Source organism: Brevibacillus sp. FSL L8-0520, from assembly GCF_037963895.1.
In the GTDB taxonomy this organism is placed as follows: Bacteria; Bacillota; Bacilli; order Brevibacillales; family Brevibacillaceae; genus Brevibacillus; species Brevibacillus borstelensis.
Genome location: NZ_CP150171.1, coordinates 2,163,933 through 2,180,288, shown reverse-complemented (window position 1 = coordinate 2,180,288; position 16,356 = coordinate 2,163,933). Strand labels below are relative to the sequence as shown.

The 16,356-nt window shown below is 51.3% G+C and carries 15 protein-coding genes; 5 read left to right on the top strand and 10 right to left on the bottom strand.

The window, feature by feature from the left end; translation table 11 throughout:
• Positions 1 to 134 precede the first annotated feature (134 nt).
• Positions 135 to 665 carry a gamma carbonic anhydrase family protein gene (locus NSQ24_RS10835; protein WP_003387412.1) on the top strand — a complete coding sequence of 177 codons (531 nt, stop codon included), beginning with the start codon at positions 135 to 137 and terminating at the stop codon, positions 663 to 665.
• Between the two features lie 20 nt (positions 666 to 685).
• Here the strand turns inward: NSQ24_RS10835 and NSQ24_RS10830 are convergent, their stop codons facing one another.
• The gene (locus tag NSQ24_RS10830; RefSeq protein WP_003387413.1) at positions 686 to 1,372 is read right to left on the bottom strand and encodes a DUF1385 domain-containing protein; all 687 of its coding nucleotides are present in this window, start codon (positions 1,370 to 1,372) and stop codon (positions 686 to 688) included.
• A gap of 76 nt (positions 1,373 to 1,448) precedes the next feature.
• Here NSQ24_RS10830 and yfkAB point away from each other — a divergent pair, with 76 nt between their 5' ends.
• Positions 1,449 to 2,564: a radical SAM/CxCxxxxC motif protein YfkAB gene (yfkAB, locus tag NSQ24_RS10825; RefSeq protein WP_031931754.1), complete on the top strand. Its 1,116-nt coding sequence runs from the start codon at positions 1,449 to 1,451 to the stop codon at positions 2,562 to 2,564.
• A 28-nt stretch (positions 2,565 to 2,592) separates the two neighbouring features.
• Positions 2,593 to 2,847 carry an alpha/beta-type small acid-soluble spore protein gene (locus NSQ24_RS10820; protein WP_003387415.1) on the top strand — a complete coding sequence of 85 codons (255 nt, stop codon included), beginning with the start codon at positions 2,593 to 2,595 and terminating at the stop codon, positions 2,845 to 2,847.
• Between the two features lie 79 nt (positions 2,848 to 2,926).
• Here the strand turns inward: NSQ24_RS10820 and ltrA are convergent, their stop codons facing one another.
• The 6 genes from ltrA to NSQ24_RS10790 form a co-directional block, all read right to left on the bottom strand.
• On the bottom strand, positions 2,927 to 4,192 hold the full coding sequence (ltrA, locus tag NSQ24_RS10815; RefSeq protein ID WP_024985202.1) for a group II intron reverse transcriptase/maturase: 1,266 nt from the start codon (positions 4,190 to 4,192) through the stop codon (positions 2,927 to 2,929).
• Positions 4,193 to 4,809: 617 nt separating this feature from the next.
• The gene (locus tag NSQ24_RS10810) at positions 4,810 to 4,998 is read right to left on the bottom strand and encodes a hypothetical protein (protein WP_003387416.1); all 189 of its coding nucleotides are present in this window, start codon (positions 4,996 to 4,998) and stop codon (positions 4,810 to 4,812) included.
• A 98-nt stretch (positions 4,999 to 5,096) separates the two neighbouring features.
• Entirely contained in the window at positions 5,097 to 5,891 is a 795-nt protein-coding gene (locus NSQ24_RS10805; protein ID WP_339167775.1) for a carbon-nitrogen family hydrolase, read from the bottom strand.
• Positions 5,892 to 6,038: 147 nt separating this feature from the next.
• On the bottom strand, positions 6,039 to 6,350 hold the full coding sequence (locus tag NSQ24_RS10800) for a LysM domain-containing protein (RefSeq protein ID WP_003387418.1): 312 nt from the start codon (positions 6,348 to 6,350) through the stop codon (positions 6,039 to 6,041).
• Between the two features lie 158 nt (positions 6,351 to 6,508).
• Positions 6,509 to 7,285 (bottom strand): HipA family kinase, encoded by a 777-nt coding sequence (locus NSQ24_RS10795; protein ID WP_331280857.1) that lies wholly within the window; start codon positions 7,283 to 7,285, stop codon positions 6,509 to 6,511.
• 229 nt (positions 7,286 to 7,514) lie between these two features.
• On the bottom strand, positions 7,515 to 9,044 hold the full coding sequence (locus NSQ24_RS10790; protein WP_003387420.1) for a fumarate hydratase: 1,530 nt from the start codon (positions 9,042 to 9,044) through the stop codon (positions 7,515 to 7,517).
• A 191-nt stretch (positions 9,045 to 9,235) separates the two neighbouring features.
• On the opposite strand from NSQ24_RS10790, the gene NSQ24_RS10785 reads away from it, so the two are divergent.
• Together NSQ24_RS10785 and NSQ24_RS10780 are read left to right on the top strand one after the other, a co-directional pair.
• Complete coding sequence (locus tag NSQ24_RS10785) at positions 9,236 to 11,275, top strand: beta-propeller domain-containing protein (RefSeq protein ID WP_031931751.1); 2,040 nt, start codon at positions 9,236 to 9,238, stop codon at positions 11,273 to 11,275.
• A gap of 76 nt (positions 11,276 to 11,351) precedes the next feature.
• Positions 11,352 to 12,038 (top strand): hypothetical protein, encoded by a 687-nt coding sequence (locus NSQ24_RS10780; RefSeq protein WP_003387422.1) that lies wholly within the window; start codon positions 11,352 to 11,354, stop codon positions 12,036 to 12,038.
• A gap of 82 nt (positions 12,039 to 12,120) precedes the next feature.
• On the opposite strand, the gene NSQ24_RS10775 is transcribed toward NSQ24_RS10780, so the two are convergent.
• From NSQ24_RS10775 to NSQ24_RS10765, 3 genes are all read right to left on the bottom strand, one after another.
• Positions 12,121 to 12,810: an MBL fold metallo-hydrolase gene (locus NSQ24_RS10775; RefSeq protein WP_003387423.1), complete on the bottom strand. Its 690-nt coding sequence runs from the start codon at positions 12,808 to 12,810 to the stop codon at positions 12,121 to 12,123.
• Positions 12,811 to 12,894: 84 nt separating this feature from the next.
• A complete protein-coding gene (locus NSQ24_RS10770; protein WP_031931750.1) occupies positions 12,895 to 13,698 on the bottom strand; it encodes an ABC transporter ATP-binding protein in 804 nt (267 codons plus the stop codon).
• Positions 13,699 to 13,775: 77 nt separating this feature from the next.
• Complete coding sequence (locus NSQ24_RS10765; protein WP_081607726.1) at positions 13,776 to 16,328, bottom strand: EAL domain-containing protein; 2,553 nt, start codon at positions 16,326 to 16,328, stop codon at positions 13,776 to 13,778.
• Positions 16,329 to 16,356: the final 28 nt, after the last annotated feature.

The following is a 16,356-nucleotide window of genomic DNA, read 5'->3' as shown; positions in this document are numbered from 1 at the left end:
AAATAATGTACCATATCTGTGTTTCCCGGTCAACCGAAAGCCGCTGGAAGCACTGGAAATTGTTAATGCAGCAGCGTTGTAGTACAATATGGGATGTCATTTGCAAGCCATACCCCAAGACAGGAGAGATTTCGATGCTGCTGTTACCTTTTGAGAATCACGTCCCCCGCATTCATGAGTCTGTCTTTCTTGCAAAAGGCGTCGTCATCTCCGGCGATGTTACGATTGGAGAGGATACGTCGATCTGGTACAATACCGTCATCCGCGGAGATATTGCTCCCACCGTCATCGGGCGCAGGGTAAGCGTGCAGGACAACAGCACGCTGCATCAAAGTCCGGGAAACCCGTTGATCGTGGAAGACGAAGTGACGATCGGACACAATGTCGTTCTGCACAGTTGCGTGATTCGCCGCGGCGCCTTGATCGGCATGGGCTCTATCGTGATGGATGGAGCGGAGATCGGCGAGGAAGCAATGGTTGGAGCGGGAGCGCTCGTCCCACCGGGTATGAAGGTCCCTCCTCGCACTCTCGTCATCGGCTCGCCCGCCAAAATCAAGCGCGAGCTCACGGAAGACGACTTCAAGGAGCTTCGGCGCATCCGCCAGTCTTACGTGGACAAGGGCAAGATTTACCGCAAATTGGAAGAACAACCGCTCTCCAGATGATGATGGAGAGCGGTTTTTTCTTATGCTGCCTCGGTTGCTTGCAATTCCTTGCTGCGAATGTACTCAAATTGGCGATAGGAGCGGATGGCTGTCTCCAGATGGAGGCGGTTTGGTTCTTTGGTGGTCAAGTACCGCTGGAAGAAAGCCGAAATGCGGTACAGGAAGCCGCAATATTTTCGCAGCAGCTTATCCCCTACCATCCCGATAAAAATTCCCGCACATCCGGCAGCTACGCCAAAAGCGAGCGGAACGAACGGAATGGCCAGAAGAAATCCGGCAAAAAAACAGACGACGAGGTTCGTTGAGCACCCGGCGTTCACGATGTCCGCCCGGGCGATTTCCTCCCACGACTCCAGCCGCTTCTCTCCTCTGTAGCTGAAGACTTTATGCTCGGCACCGTGAAATTTTTTCAATTCACGTGGAAACACGAAGTGGAAACCGGCCACATAAATGGCTGCCCACCACGGATCGACTACAGCTGCTTCCGGGTAGACCAGCGCCGCGAGCACATACAAGACAAGACCCAGATGCAACAGTTGGTAGTACCAAGGGAAAGAGAAAAAGATCCGCACCCACAGCTTGCCGATCGTACGCAGGCTGATTTTCTCGGCCCATACTTCAATCACACCGTTTTTGACTTCCGCACAAGCCAGGACGTTCCGATCATGAAACAGGACACCGCGAGCAAAAGAAATCCCCATAATCATGTTTTATCTATTCTCCTTCCGTTCCATCATCAGTATAATTAGAGGAATGTACGCAGAATGAAGGAGGGGTCAATCCATGATCCGTATGGTACCAACTACACCGCTTACACCTCAGCACGACCCGTGGGAGCCGCTTTTTCATGCGACGCCGCCTGCCTACAAGCTGACAAGTGTCGAGTTTACGGTTACCAACCTGTGCAACCTCCGCTGCGAGCATTGTGCAGTTGGTGACACCCTTCGTTTCAAAGACGATCCTGCCCTGCCGATCCAGACCATCCTGAATCGTCTGGATGAAGCGCAGGACCTCGCTACTATCAGTATAACAGGCGGAGAACCAATGTACAGCGAGCGCACCGTCAAGGAAATCATTCTCCCGCTGCTTCGCTACGCGACGGACAGAGGCCTTCGCACCCAGATCAACTCCAATCTGTCGATGCCATTTTCCAGGTATGAAATGATATTGCCTTACATAGATGTGATGCACATGTCCTGGAACTGGGCGACGCCCGAAGAGTTCCGTACCATTGTTTACGCAAAAAGCAGGCAGATGGTTTCTTCCAAACAGGCTGAACAGCAGTTTGCCACGATGTGGTCCAATGCGCAGAAGCTTGCCGACGCCGGCGTTTTTGTCTCTGCCGAAACAATGCTAAACCCCCGGACATACCAGAAATTGGATGTCCTTCACAAGCAGATTCAGGAAATGGGCTGCCTCCGTCACGAAGTGCATCCCATGTACGCCAGCGATTTCGCACGTGAACTGGATGTTTTGACTTTGGATGAGCTTCGTCAAGCTGTTGCACACATGCTGGAAATCCGCAATGAGAATTTGTGGATGCTCTTTGGCACCTTGCCGTTCTTTGCCTGCAGTCCATTGGAGGCGGACAGAGAACTGATCCTGAAGCTGCGGGAGGCCAAAAACGTAACGGTACGCAACGATCCGGACGGCCGAAACAGACTAAACGTAAACGTCTTTACCGGAGACGTCATCGTCACTGATTTCGGAGATGTCGCTCCTTTGGGCAACATCCAGACCGACCGTTTGGATACCATGTTCAGCCGCTGGCAGGAGCACCCGCTGAACCAAAACATCAACTGCTACTGTCCGGCTGCCTCTTGTGCCGGCCCCAACCTGCTGGTTGCCAACACCTACTATGCAAATGAAAACTTTAAAGAGAGAAAAGCGCTGATTTAATGGGCAAACTACCTGTGAGGTGATTTGCATGAGCAGGCGTAGAAGACGTCCTCTCGTACCGCAAGCACAGGCAGGACTGGACCAGTTGAAGGCCAGGGTGGCCGGTGTCAATCAACCCGAGCAGGCGAAATTTGAGGTTGCCCAGGAGCTGAATGTCCCTTTGCAAAACGGATACAACGGCCAGTTGTCCGCTCATGATGCAGGGCGTATCGGCGGTCAGCTGGGCGGGGGCATGGTAAAGGAATTGGTTCGAATGGCGATGGAGCAGCTTCCCCGCAAATAACCTGACCAAATCGAGTAGGAGGGGGCGACTAACCCCCGTCCTCTCACACCACCGTACGTACCGTTCGGTATACGGCGGTTCACCAAGCTTGACGAATTTGAGAATATCGTTGCACTAAGCTTTTCAGCCCTTGTTGTTGCCAGTAGGCAATGCCGAGGGCTTTGTGTATATGCGGAGATTTTGTGGTACGCCATGCACCCTTGCGGGTATTTGCAATTTCAATGGCTTTTACGTGAGATATGCCAAGAGAACGAAGTTCTCGATATCTGGTTCTCACGCGTTTCCACTGCATCCACAAACAAAGACGGAGCCTGCGCCTTGTCCATTCCTCAATGGATTGTAGAATGCCCTTCGCGTCTGCAAGGGCGAAATATCCAATCCAGCCCATGAGGTACTGATTTATTCTTTCAATCCGCTTCTCCATCGAGATGCTCCACACCGGATTCGTGATCGTGCGGATTTTCTCTTTTAGCTTGAGGAGGGATTTGGGGTGGATGCGAATCCTTGTCTGTTTTGCAAAGGTAAAACTAAAGCCCAAGAATTTTCGTTTCCATGGTCGGTCTATCGCGCTTTTCTCCTCATTTACTTTTAGCCTTAGTACCTTCTCCAAGTGGTTTTGAATACTCTTCTTTACTCGTTCCCCTGCCCGTTTTGTTTTCACGTAGATATTACAATCGTCTGCGTAGCGGCAGAAACGGTGGCCTCTCTTTTCGAGTTCCTTGTCCAAATCATCAAGTAGGATATTTGCCAAAAGTGGGCTTAACGGCCCACCTTGCGGTGTTCCTTCACTTGATGTTGTACAGACGCCATTTATCATGATCCCCGCATTCAAGTAGGAACGAATCAGTCTTAAAATTCTCTTGTCCTGAACTTTTCGAGCCACACGGCTCATTAGAATATCATGATTTACGCGATCAAAGAATTTCTCTAGATCGATGTCCACCACGAAACGATATCCTTCGGAGATATACGCTTGCGCTTTCCTTACTGCCATGTGAGCGCTACGTTTTGGACGGAACCCATAGCTAGATTCCGAGAAGGTGGGGTCGAAGATCGGCGTTAACACTTGGAGGATGGCCTGCTGAATAAAGCGGTCTACCACGGTGGGAATGCCTAATAACCTTACACCACCGTCAGGTTTCGGGATTTCGACTCTGCGAACAGGTGAAGGTCTATAGGTTCCCCTTTCCATCTTCTCGCGGATGGCTTGCCAGTGTTCACGTAGATAATCGCGTAGTTGTTCGGTTGAAACACCATCGACTCCACCGACACCTTTGTTTTCCTCCACTCGTTGGAGTGCCATCCGTAAGTTTTCCCGTGATAAGACTTTTTCCAGCAAATCCATAATGATGTTCCTTCCTTCGCACATGCGGACTCCGTGCTTGCTGTACGATACTCAGCCCTCTTTTGTACCCTCGGGGCTTCACCCCTGCTCTTCAAAAGTAGTTCCTTGACAGAATTCTGCTTCGACGTACCGTATCAAAAGACATGGATCGCATGCTGACTTGATGTTCGGCCCTTCCCCATTCAAGCGTCCTCTACTCGGGTACTATGGCCTCTGCTGACTTCTGCATGTTCAGCGTCTCCTTACGGAGACGGTTACCAACAGTTGAAGGCGTTTCATGCAGACCTCCCCAGGTAAGAACGATAACTTTCATCCCATGTACCTGCCCAAGTTTACTACTGTATCCCTTGGCTGTATGGGGCTTTGTCTTGTTTGGCAGACTCGCCCGGATACAACAGCCTCAAATTGGGTTCGTGTACCTCAGGTCGGGATTTTGCCGCCGGCTTCCTTCAGATTCGACCTCGCGGTCGACACCCTTGCCTTGAGCTAACGGTTGGTACAGCCAACCCCCGTTCGGGACTTTCACCCTATAGCTATCGCCCATGCTGGGCGCACAAAGAAAGAACCGCATCGTATGCAGATGCGGTTCTGCTGTTTTCATCATCCGTTTATTCGTTTCAGCGAAGCCGATCTAACTGCTTGACGCTTGATTTTCTCGGCCCAAGCATGGAGCGGCTGATGTTGTTTACTTTGTGAAACGAATCAAACATTTGGTCCAGGACCTCGATCAGCTCCCGTACCTGCACCACTTTTCCGTATACACCGTCAAAATGGTGACGAACGTTTTTTCCATTCAGCCGAAACATGACCGCACCTCCTCTGTTCCTCTCCTACCACCGTATGCGATACGGGCGTCAACGGAGAGAGGGAAACGCCGGTCCATCCGCCCATTTTTTGAGAAATTCTAGAGGCGATACAGGTCCGGACGGCGATCAGCAATTACAGGAATTCGGCTTCTCACTTCATCTACGAGGGTGAGGTCAATCTCCGCCCTGATGATCTCTTCCTGCTGCATACCTTCGGCGATAATTTCCCCCCAGGGGTTAATCACCATGGAATGCCCGCAAAATGTATTTCCGTCGCCCTCCCCGACGCGGTTGCAGGCGATGACGTACATCTGATTCTCAATCGCGCGTGAAATCAAAAGCTGGCGCCAGTGATTCAGCCGGGGATGGGGCCATTGGGCACAAACAAACAGAGCCCGTGCTCCTTGCAAAGCATGCACCCGCACCCACTCCGGAAAGCGAATGTCATAGCAAATGACGGAACTGACTGGCTGACCATCCAATATGTAAACGCCTGGGCGATCTCCGGCGGCAAGAAACTTTTCCTCTTCCATCAGTCGAAACAAATGCGCCTTTGAATAGCTGCCTGCAAGTTTCCCGCTGCGATCAAACACAAACGTTGTATTGTACATCCGACCACCCCTGTTTTCCGCGACGGAACCGCCGATTACATGGGCCTGCAGCTTTTCTGCCGCATCGCTCAGCAATTGCTTGGCTCGCTCGCCGTTTTTATCAGCGATTTCATCCAGCCGCTTCAAATCATAGCCTGTATCCCACAACTCCGGCAAGAGGACCACATCCGGTCTTTCGTCTGACGATTGGAGTTGATTGACAAAATTCCGAATCGCCTCTACATTTTTTTCCGGCTGTCCAAAAGCAATATCCATCTGCAGCAAGGCAACATTCCACTTCATCTGTTTCCCCCCTGACTTTATTCTCTTAATCGTAGCCTTCACTCCACAGGAGTTCAAGCATAATTGTCGATTTTGCCAGGGGTGCCATCGGGCAACCGGATAGAAAAGAGAGGGCCCGAGGCTAACCCCGGGCGGGCTTGAAAAAGATTACGTGCGTGGACGCGGCCGTGCCTCCAGACGAGTTACCCGTGTTTCGAGACGATCGACGCGCCGATCCAGTTCACGAATATTGCGCTCGGCACGGTCCATGCGCTCATTGAGACGGCGGATACGGCGATCTACATCGTCGCGCGGCGGTTGAGGCGGACCCGGCTGTCGAACGGGCACCCAGATCGTTTGACCGATATAGATGTAGTACGGGGCGGGGATGTTGTTCACTCGAATCAGTTCCTGTACGGGAACCCCGAAGCGGGCGGCAATCGCATTTAATGTATCCCCGGGTTGGACTACGTAGTTCACGTAAACCACTCCTTTTTGTATTTGATTCGTTATTAACCTATGCCCGCCCGCCTGCCTGTGAAATAAGCGATCACCCATTTTCCCAAGATTGGTCAAACACCTACGTCATTCGCCGTGACAGGCTCTTACGCATAAAAAACATTCAGAGAGCCACAGGGTTACAGCAAACCAGGTTTGTTCTGCTTGATTTGATCGAGAATATCCAGCATGATCAAATCTATGCATTTTTGACGATATTGCAATAATCTTCGCAGAAATTCCTTTTTTCGTTTCGTCAACGCGAGCTGTTTGGGAACAGTGTCGATGGCACGAGTAATCTCCGCTTCAGGCAGCCCTTGAATTCTATTTACCATTTCGTCTACAGCCGACCTGTTGCTTAAAACAACCTTCTTCATGCCAGTGGGAATTCTCATGCTTTTTTTTAACTGAGGGTGCTTGAATCCCTTCACACGAGCAAATGGAGAATTGGTAGGCGAGCCAAGCAGTGCGCTCCCATGGTCGATTAAATACCAGTTGTACTTTTCCTTCGTACTGTCCCGATAGAGTACGAGATTGACACTCGTGCGGTCCTTGTTCAATATCCATGCGTCAAACACGATCACTTGAGCCAAACGCTTGATATCGTTCACAAACCACTCCGGACAGTATTTCACCTCTTTTTTTGCCCGCTCCCACGTGATGACTTCTTTTGCGTTCACACGCCTTGAAATATAGCCCCTCACCTTCCTTCTGTCGGGGCCTGACACCATGGCCGGTTTAAAGTTTGCTACCGGAAATCCCAGGCTTTTTGCAAGGGAAATCGCAAGGTATTCGTTCACGATCATTTGGCGATGCTTCCTGCTTTTTTTAGTCCTTTTGTATGGATACTTAAAAAAACCGATGTTTCCTCGTTTATCGCGAACTTTCCAGACTTTTTTTCTCGTTTCTCTCTTCATGCGCCCTGCATATTTCCACCTCATTCGGTAAATGTTCCTTTCTGCTGATCATAGGTACTGATACAGAATATGGAATTTACACAGATTTGAACCGGGCATACATTTCAAAAAGCACCAGTTCCGTCTGTGTACGCTGTCACTTCCTTTCTACACGGTTCCTAATCGAGCAAAAAAGTCACCGGCAGCGTTTCCACTGCTGGTGACTTTTTGTCCCATACTCGTATTCTTTTTATTTAAAAACAGGCTCCGCGAACTGTGCCAGTTTTTCCATCGAGCTCTTTTCTACATCTGCATGCAGGCTGTTTCCATGGGAGTCCATCGTAACGATGGCAGCAAAGCCTTTCACGCGAAGGTGCCACATCGCTTCTGGAATACCGAATTCCATAAAGTCGACACCTTCAACCTTTTCAATACAGTCTGCATAATACTGAGCTGCTCCCCCGATCGCGTTGAGGTATACAGCACCGTGCTCTCCCAGCGCCTTCAGCGTTTTTGCGCCCATGCCGCCTTTTCCGATGACAGCCCGAATGCCAAATTTCTTGAGGATATCGCCCTGGTAAGGCTCCTCGCGGATAGATGTTGTCGGTCCGGCTGCTTTTACGTGCCACTCGCCCTGCTCGTCTTTCAGCATAACAGGACCGCAGTGGTAAATGACGCCGCCATTCAGGTCAACCGGGCAATCGTGATCCATCAGGTATTTGTGCAGGGCATCGCGTCCGGTATGCATGATACCGTTGATGATGACGACATCCCCTACCTTCAGGCTGCGAATTTGCTCCTCGGTGATTGGTGCCTGAAGCACAACCTCACGACGCTCTGCCTTTGGCTGGTCGGTTTCCGCATCGAGGTTCATGGCAACCGGCTCATCCTTGTACAGGTAACGAATGATTTCGCCCGTTTCTGCATTGAGGCGGACACCTTGACGGCGGAACGCCCAGCAGTTGTAGGCTACAGATACGAAAAAGCTGGCTGGCAATCTGTTCTCAACGCCGATTTTGCAGCCGAGCAGCGTGGAAACGCCTCCGAAGCCCATCGTACCGATACCGAGCTCGTTGGCTTTTTCCATGATGTATTTCTCCAGCTCGGCCAGCTCGGGAATTTCGTTCACATCGTCGACGCGACGGAACAGCTGGTGCTTGGCCAGCGCATAGCCGGACGTCCGGTCGCCACCGATGCCCACTCCGATGAAGCCGGCACTGCAGCCTTGTCCTTGCGCCTGGTAAACCGAGTGCAGGATGCACTTGCGAATGCCGTCAAGATCGCGGCCTGCTTTTCCGAGGCCTTCGAGCTCACAGGGGAGGGAGTACTGGATATTCTTGTTTTCACACCCGCCGCCCTTGAGGATCAGCTTGATTTCGATTTCGTCTTCTTCCCACTGCTCAAAGTGAATGACGGGCGTGCCCGGTCCCAGGTTGTCCCCGCTGTTCGCACCAGTGAGCGAATCTACAGAATTGGGGCGCAGTTTTCCGGTTTTCGTCGCTTCCACGACGGCTTCATAAATCGCTTTTTTGATAACGAGCTGATTTACGCCGACCGGGGTCTTGATTTCAAAGGTCGGCATTCCAGTATCCTGGCAAATGGGGGAAACGTTGTCTTCCGCCATCTTGATATTTTTTGCAATGGTTGACAATGACAGAGCAGCGCGTGTGCCCATGTCTTCTTTTGCTTTCGCGTCGTTGATGGCGCGGCGCACGTCCGGAGGCAGGTTCGTCGAGGTTTCGGTAATCAGCTCCAGGATGCTTTGCTTCAATGTATCCATCTTTGTCGCTCCTTTTTAACCATCTGTAGTATCGATATCCTAAACCGCCTCTCATTATATCACACTGCTTCGCTTTCGTCCGTAGAATGTGCTTCCCGGGGTGTGAAACATTTCCCCCCACCTTCCGTCTAAAGGATAGAAAAAACTGGTTCTGCCGGTTTGCCGGAACGAATGATAAGGGGCGTATTCAAATGAAAAAATGGATGAGTGGAATGTTGGCAGGCGTAATCGCCATAGCTGCTGTACCTGTTTGGATGAGTTTCGAGAGCCTGGGGGAAAAGGAAGCGGCGGCTTCAGCGAAAGTGGCTGTCGCTTCTGCAAAAGAAGTCGCTCCTGCTGCCGATCAATCAGTACTGCCAAAGGAGTCCGACCAGCCTCTTCCGGTCGTCGGTTCCTACGAGAAGCTAAAGAAGCTGTTGAAAGACTATGAAAAAGGCCATGGCATCCAGTATGGGGTAGCCGTGAAAGAAGCGATGGAAGCCGTACCGGCGATGGAGGGAGCACCGGTGCTCAAGGCAAAAACGGCAGCGGCTCCAACCCCGGATTCCTCTTCCTACTCCTCTACCAACGTTCAGGTACAGGGAGTCGATGAAGCGGATATTGTCAAAACGGACGGGACGTATTTGTATCAGGCGACCCCCGAAGAAGTGCGGATCATTCGGGCAAAACCCGCAACAAGCATGGAGCTCGTCAGCAGATTGAGCTTTTCCGGCGATGAATTCTCCCCGCAGGACATGTACATCGATGAAAAGCGGCTGATTGTGATCGGACAATCGCATCCGAAAGCCGTGCGCGACCATATCATAACCAATGAAAAACGGTTCATGCACGGCCACTCGAATACAATGGTGCAGGCGCTCATCTACGACATCTCGGATAAGCACTCTCCCCGTTTGACCAGAGCACTGGAAGCAGACGGCTACTACGTGTCCTCCCGGAAGATCGGCTCCAGCTTCTATCTGGTGACCAACAAGGGGATTGATTGGTATGCGCTCTCCAACCAGTCTCAGGAAGTCCCCGGACCGCGTTACCGGGATACAGCACAAGGGGATGATTACAAGACGATCGGCTACTCGGCGATTCGCTACTTTCCTGAAGCGATTCAGCCTGGCTACCTGATCGTCGCGGGAGCCAATCTCGATAACCCCAAGCAAGCCGCTTCCATCCATACGTATCTGGGCTCAGGCGAAAATGTCTACGCTTCACCGAATAACCTGTACGTGGCAGTCACTCAGCAAGAGGTGGAGTCAGCGGGCAAAGCAAAGAAATCGCTGATCGCCGGCGGCCCCGTTCCAATCATGAAGAGCGAAACGTCTCTCTACCGCTTTTCCATGAAAAACGGAAATCTTGCCTATACGGGAAAAGGGACTGTTCCGGGCCGCATGCTGAATCAGTTTTCCCTAGATGAGCACAACGGCTATCTGCGTATCGCGACAACCTCGGGAGACATGTGGCGAACAGACGAGAATACCTCCAAAAACAACCTGTATGTGCTCGACTCACAATTGCAAGCAATAGGAAAGCTGGAAGGAATCGCCCCTGGCGAAAGAATCTATTCTGTGCGGTTTATGGGGGACAGAGCCTATATGGTTACCTTTAAACAAGTGGACCCGCTGTTTGTAATCGATGTCAAACAGCCGGATTCTCCCAAAATTTTGGGCGCTCTGAAAATTCCCGGCTACAGCGACTACCTGCACCCGTATGATGAAAACCATATCATCGGATTTGGCAAAGACGCCGTGGCCGACAAAGAGACCGCTTTTTACCAAGGAATGAAGCTGGCTTTATTCGATGTCACGGATGTGAGCAAGCCGGTGGAGAAATTCCAGACAGTCATCGGGGATCGCGGAACGGATTCCGAGCTGCTGTATGATCACAAAGCGCTGCTGTTCTCCAAGGAGAAACAGCTTTTGGCCTTCCCTGTGTCGGTTCACGAGCTGACAGCGGAGCAAAAGGCGGAAAAAGATATTCGCGCTTACGGAAGCTTCTCTTTTCAAGGAGCCTATGTTTACAGGCTGAATGAGCAGGATGGATTTGTCTTGCGCGGGACCATTACCCATCTGAATTCCGACGATATGAAAAAAGCCGGCCAGGATTGGTACGACAGCGCAAAAAACGTAGAGCGGATCGTCTACATCGGCGATACGCTGTACACGATCTCACGAGATCAGGTGAAGGCAAACAGCCTGCAAACCCTGACCGAAACGAACACACTGATGTTGTCCAAATAGAAGCAACCATCTGTCAAGGCTGTCCATTCTGTGCTAAGATAAAAAAGAGACACAGCAGAGAGAGGGTGTCACCCGCTTGGAATATTTGGACCTAAATCTGACATCGACGCTTTCAGGCGTGGCCGTCGTGCTGGTAGTAGCCTTTTTGCGACTGCACTGGCCGTTTCGCTACCAATACATCGGACATTTTTTCAGGCAAAATCCGGAAAGACGCAAGCGCTGGCTAGACGCTTCCTATCGGCGCAATCGCACGCGGACGGTCGCCATGCTGGATAAGTCAACATTGGAAATCCTGTCGGGAAACTATGAATTGGCAGAGAAATATATTGTACAGGGCCTGAATGTATGCAAGGAACGCCCGTCCCTGTTTAATCAGGCAATGGTGCATTACCTCTTTTACAACCTTGCCTTTGTCTACTTTACGAGCGGCAAGTACTCGGAAGCGCTGGAAATCGCTTTTCGCGTCTATCAGCGGGATCAAGGCATGACCGACTCGCTTGGATTGATTGCCTGCTCACACGCCCGGCTGGGTGAGATCGAGAGCGCGATCGAAGCCTACAGCCTGATACCAGGAAAGCGTTCAACCCGAGAATGGAAGCTCCTCTGCCTGGCCGAAATCGAAGCAGCCAAAGGCAACTACGAGAGAGCAATTACTCATTTGCATCAGCTCATGACAAAATCCGGCCTTTCACTTTGCCTGAATCGCGCAGAACTGGAGAAGCGTCTGGAAGAATGGACGAAAGCTTCCACCCAAGCTGGATAACTAGTGATAGGCGTCATCGAAAAAGAAGAACCGTACCAACGTTTGCCGTTGCGCGGTTCTTCTTTATTTCCATGCCATTTTGTTATCCCCGAACAATCCCGATCAATTCCTGAAAAAAAGGGGCAATGTCGCCGCGCAGGATCGGGCCATGCCCTGTAGCCAAATACTCAATCGGCCAGTCCAGCAGAATTTCCAATCCTTCCGCAAAGCCTGCGGCCTTTTCCGGTTCCTCGTCCTTGCAACGCTGGATGAATTGCCTGCAAGCGTCACGCTGCAGCGTGCCGTAGTCGACAAGTTGTTCCCATGGCGTACTGCCGAAGTGGATGTGATCCCCGATAAAGCAAATTTTCGTATCCGGATCAAAGAAGGCGACAGATCCCTCCGTATGGAAGGGAAGCTGCCGAAATCGAAGACACGGCAGGTCTCCTCCAGTCCCCGTGAACGTATGACCGAAAAAAGTCTGGGAAAAATCGTCTAGCTCATAGTAGTCTTCGAGATGAATCCAATTATGTCGTGAGGGGAAAAGATCGGCGTTTCCGATATGGTCAGCATGACGATGCGTGAAGTATACATAGGCAATCTGCTCCGGTTTGACTCCGATCTCCACAAGTGCCTGCTGGAAGTAGGGGCGGTGCTTGCGAAGATGGGAGTCCACCAGCACAAACGCATCGTCTTTCGCAATCACATAGCTGTTGATATAGCTTTTCCACGCTTCTTCATAGGTCAGGATCGCCCACGTGGACTCGGCGATTTGTTCCGTTACGTTCGTCAAGCTACCATCTCTCCTCTCCTTCCAAGAGTATATTCCTAATCTTATTATACACGAATGCCCGAGGGTGTGGCTGAAAAGTCGCGCTTACCTGGCAGGCGAAGCTTCACCCAGACTCACCCACACCCGTCCGCTAACCTCGCGAAGCTCCAAAGGAACGCCAAAGAAACCGCTCAGTACTTCTTTTGTCAATACATCCAATGATTGTCCAGCTCGCACGACCTGCCCTGCCTTTAACAGCAGGGTATGAGTAAAGCATGGCAGAATTTCCTCGATATGGTGGGTCACATACAGTAAAGTGGGACCGTCCGGCTGCTCGGCGACCCGTGCGATCATGGACAAAAGCTGTTCCCGTGCCAGCAGATCCAGGCCTGTACAAGGCTCGTCCAGAATCAGCAGTCGCGGAGAAGCCATCAAAGCACGGGCAATCAGGACTTTTTGCCGCTCCCCTTGGGATAGTGTCCGAAATGGCGAATGACGCAAATGCCCGCAGCCAAACTCCTTCAGCAAGGCATCGGCCCGGTCAATATCCTCTGCCGACGGTTTTGTGTACAGCCCGATCGTAGCCTCGCGTCCGCTCAACACCACCCTCTCGGCAGTCTCATTCTCATGCAGTTGAGACATCAGCGAGGAACTGACCCAGCCGATTGATTTGCGCATGTCGCGCAGGTCCACTTCGCCGTATCGGTGACCCAATACAGACACTTGCCCCTTTGTCGGCCAAGTATAGCCGCAAATAAGATTGAGCAGGCTCGTTTTACCTGAACCATTTTGGCCGACCAGACACCAGTGCTCCCCTTTTTTTACCTGCCAATGAATATGGCGCAAAATATGTTTCTCTTCTCTCTGCCAGGAAACATCGCTGATATCAATGACGAATTGATCTAGCATGTCCCCTCACTCCTCCCTATACTCCAATTGAAACGATTACTACGAGTATACATGGAGTTCAGAAAAATGGCACGAGTTCAATTGTTCACGACAGTCTGCTTCTTCAAAAGTTCCTCCGCCTGCTTGGCCGGCACCGGCTTGCTGAACAGATATCCCTGCATTTCGTCACACCCTCGCTCTGCAAGGAACTGCCGCTGTTCCTCCGTTTCCACCCCTTCTCCCAGCACCTGCAGCCCCAGGCTGTGCGCCATCACGATAATCGAGGAAGCGATCGCCGCATCATCTGCTCGGCTCGGGATTCCCCGGATAAACGACTGGTCGATCTTCAAACGCTTGATCGGGAAATGTTTGAGGTAACTGAGCGATGAATAGCCTGTTCCAAAATCATCCATGGATACTTGAATGCCTACCTTATGCAACTCCCGGAAGGTCTCAATGACGCGGTCGACGCTGTGCATTGCAATGCTCTCCGTAATTTCCAGCTCAAGGCATTCCGCAGCAAGGCCGCTCGTTTCCAAAACGCTCTTTACCTTGTCTACGATCTCTTCCTGATAAAACTGTGCCGCCGATAGATTGACAGCCACGCGGACCTTGGGCGCCCCCGCTTCCTGCCAGCTTTTATTTTGCCGGCAAGCCGTCTCCAGAACCCACTCCCCAATCGGAATAATCAATCCCGTTTCCTCGGCCAGCGGGATAAACACTCCCGGAGAAATCACTCCCTGCTCCGGATGATTCCAGCGGATCAACGCCTCCATCCCTACAATCCTGCCCGTTTTTGTCTCAATCTGCGGCTGGTAGTAGAGCTCGAGCTCGTTGCGTTCCAATGCATGGTGAAGGGCATTTTCCAAGGCGAGGCGCTCCGGGGTAAGGGTATTCATCTCTTCTTTGTACAATTGGTAGTGATTGCCGCCAAGACGCTTTGCTTTGTACATCGCAACATCGGCAAGCTTGATCAGCGTTTGGGGATCTGTCCCGTCCTTTGGAAAAAGACTAACCCCGATGCTGACCGTCGTAAACAGTTCATGCCCATTGATGAAAAAAGGCTGGGACATCTCTGCGATAAGCGATGAGGATATGCGCATGACTGTATTGACATGGTCTATTTCTGAAAGCATGATGACAAATTCATCTCCGCCAAAACGGGCAACGCTATACTTTCCTTCTATGCACTTCTGAATCCGCTCGGCAGCGCTTTTCAGCAGCTCATCTCCGATCCCGTGCCCCAAGGAATCGTTAATTGTTTTAAACCGGTCAAGATCCACAAACAAAACCGCGCCCAGCATTTTTTTCTCCCGAGCCTCTCTAATCGCTTCAGCCAACTGCTTCTCCAGCAAAAAACGGTTTGGCAGGTCGGTAATGTTGTCGAAGAAAGCGAGCTTCTCAATGGTCTCCTCCGCTTTTTTGCTGTCCGTGATGTCCCGAAAGGCGGTTACAGCTCCGATCACCTGATTGTCCTCGATAATGGGAGAGGTGATATAGGCCACAGGAAAGGAAGAGCGGTCTTTTCGGAAAAACATCGCGTCTTCTACACGCCGTTTTTTTCCGTTTGCGAGTACCTGCAAAATGGGACTTGTCTCGTATGCAACCGCTCCGTCGCAGGGTGGCTTGTACTGGGCAATCCAGCGAATATCCCGGCCGAGCAACTCTTCCTTCATCCAGGACAGCAAGCGTTCCGCCTCCGGATTGACAAATGTGATGCTGCCCGCGCGGTCGACGACGATGACTCCTTCTCCAAGCGTGTTCGTGATCGTTTTCAACTGCTTTTCACTTTTGCTCAATGCGAGCTCTGCCTCGCGACGGCGGCGAAAGGGCTCTTCGATCGTGGAGACATAGATCGCCTTCATAATGGTGTAGTACCCGCAAAATTTGAATACATGCCCCATGATGGTATACCAGTCATCTCCAGTCTGATTCTGGGTGAAGACGAGACCGCCGAGCATGAGATAAACAGAGGCAGTGGCAAATCTCAGCATAGTCGGGTTTTTGTCTCGGCGATAAAGCAGCGCAAAAAGAACGGCCCCGGCGAGGTTGAAGAACGAAGCTGCATATTCCATTCCTGCCTTCAGCAAAGTCACTTCCTGCTGCTCTGTGATAAGAAGCGGCAGGCGCTCCGATTGCGTGCCGAGCCATGTAAAAATGAGAATGAGAAGCAGAATCACGAAGCTGAATACGGGCTTTCTTTGATATACGCTGATCTCCTTGTCCTTGGTCGATAAAATGACGAGGATAAAGATTGAACAAATGAAACGGGACAAAACCCAACACCACGTCGCTTTCTGAACGGAGCTTTCGCCTCCAAAAAAAGACAGCCCTTGGTAATTGATCGTGTGCTGCAAATCCAACACGCCGACAACCAGGAACAGGGCGCCGATCAAAAGGCGATGACGGGACATCGTCACTGGAAACAGCATCCATCCCTGAAACGCAATCGAAATGGCCACCATAATGCTGAAAAACTCTAGCATGCGGTACAACGATTGAACTTCTTCAGACGTCATCGTCATAGAAAAAGGTATCTCCACCAGGGAAACCAGTATAAACAAGGCGATAGCCAGAACGGCATACACCATCGTCTTCCTCTCAATATCAACTGGCCATACATCGGCCGATTTCTTTACCTGTTGTTGCATACCTTCACCCCAATACCAAACCTGCGCT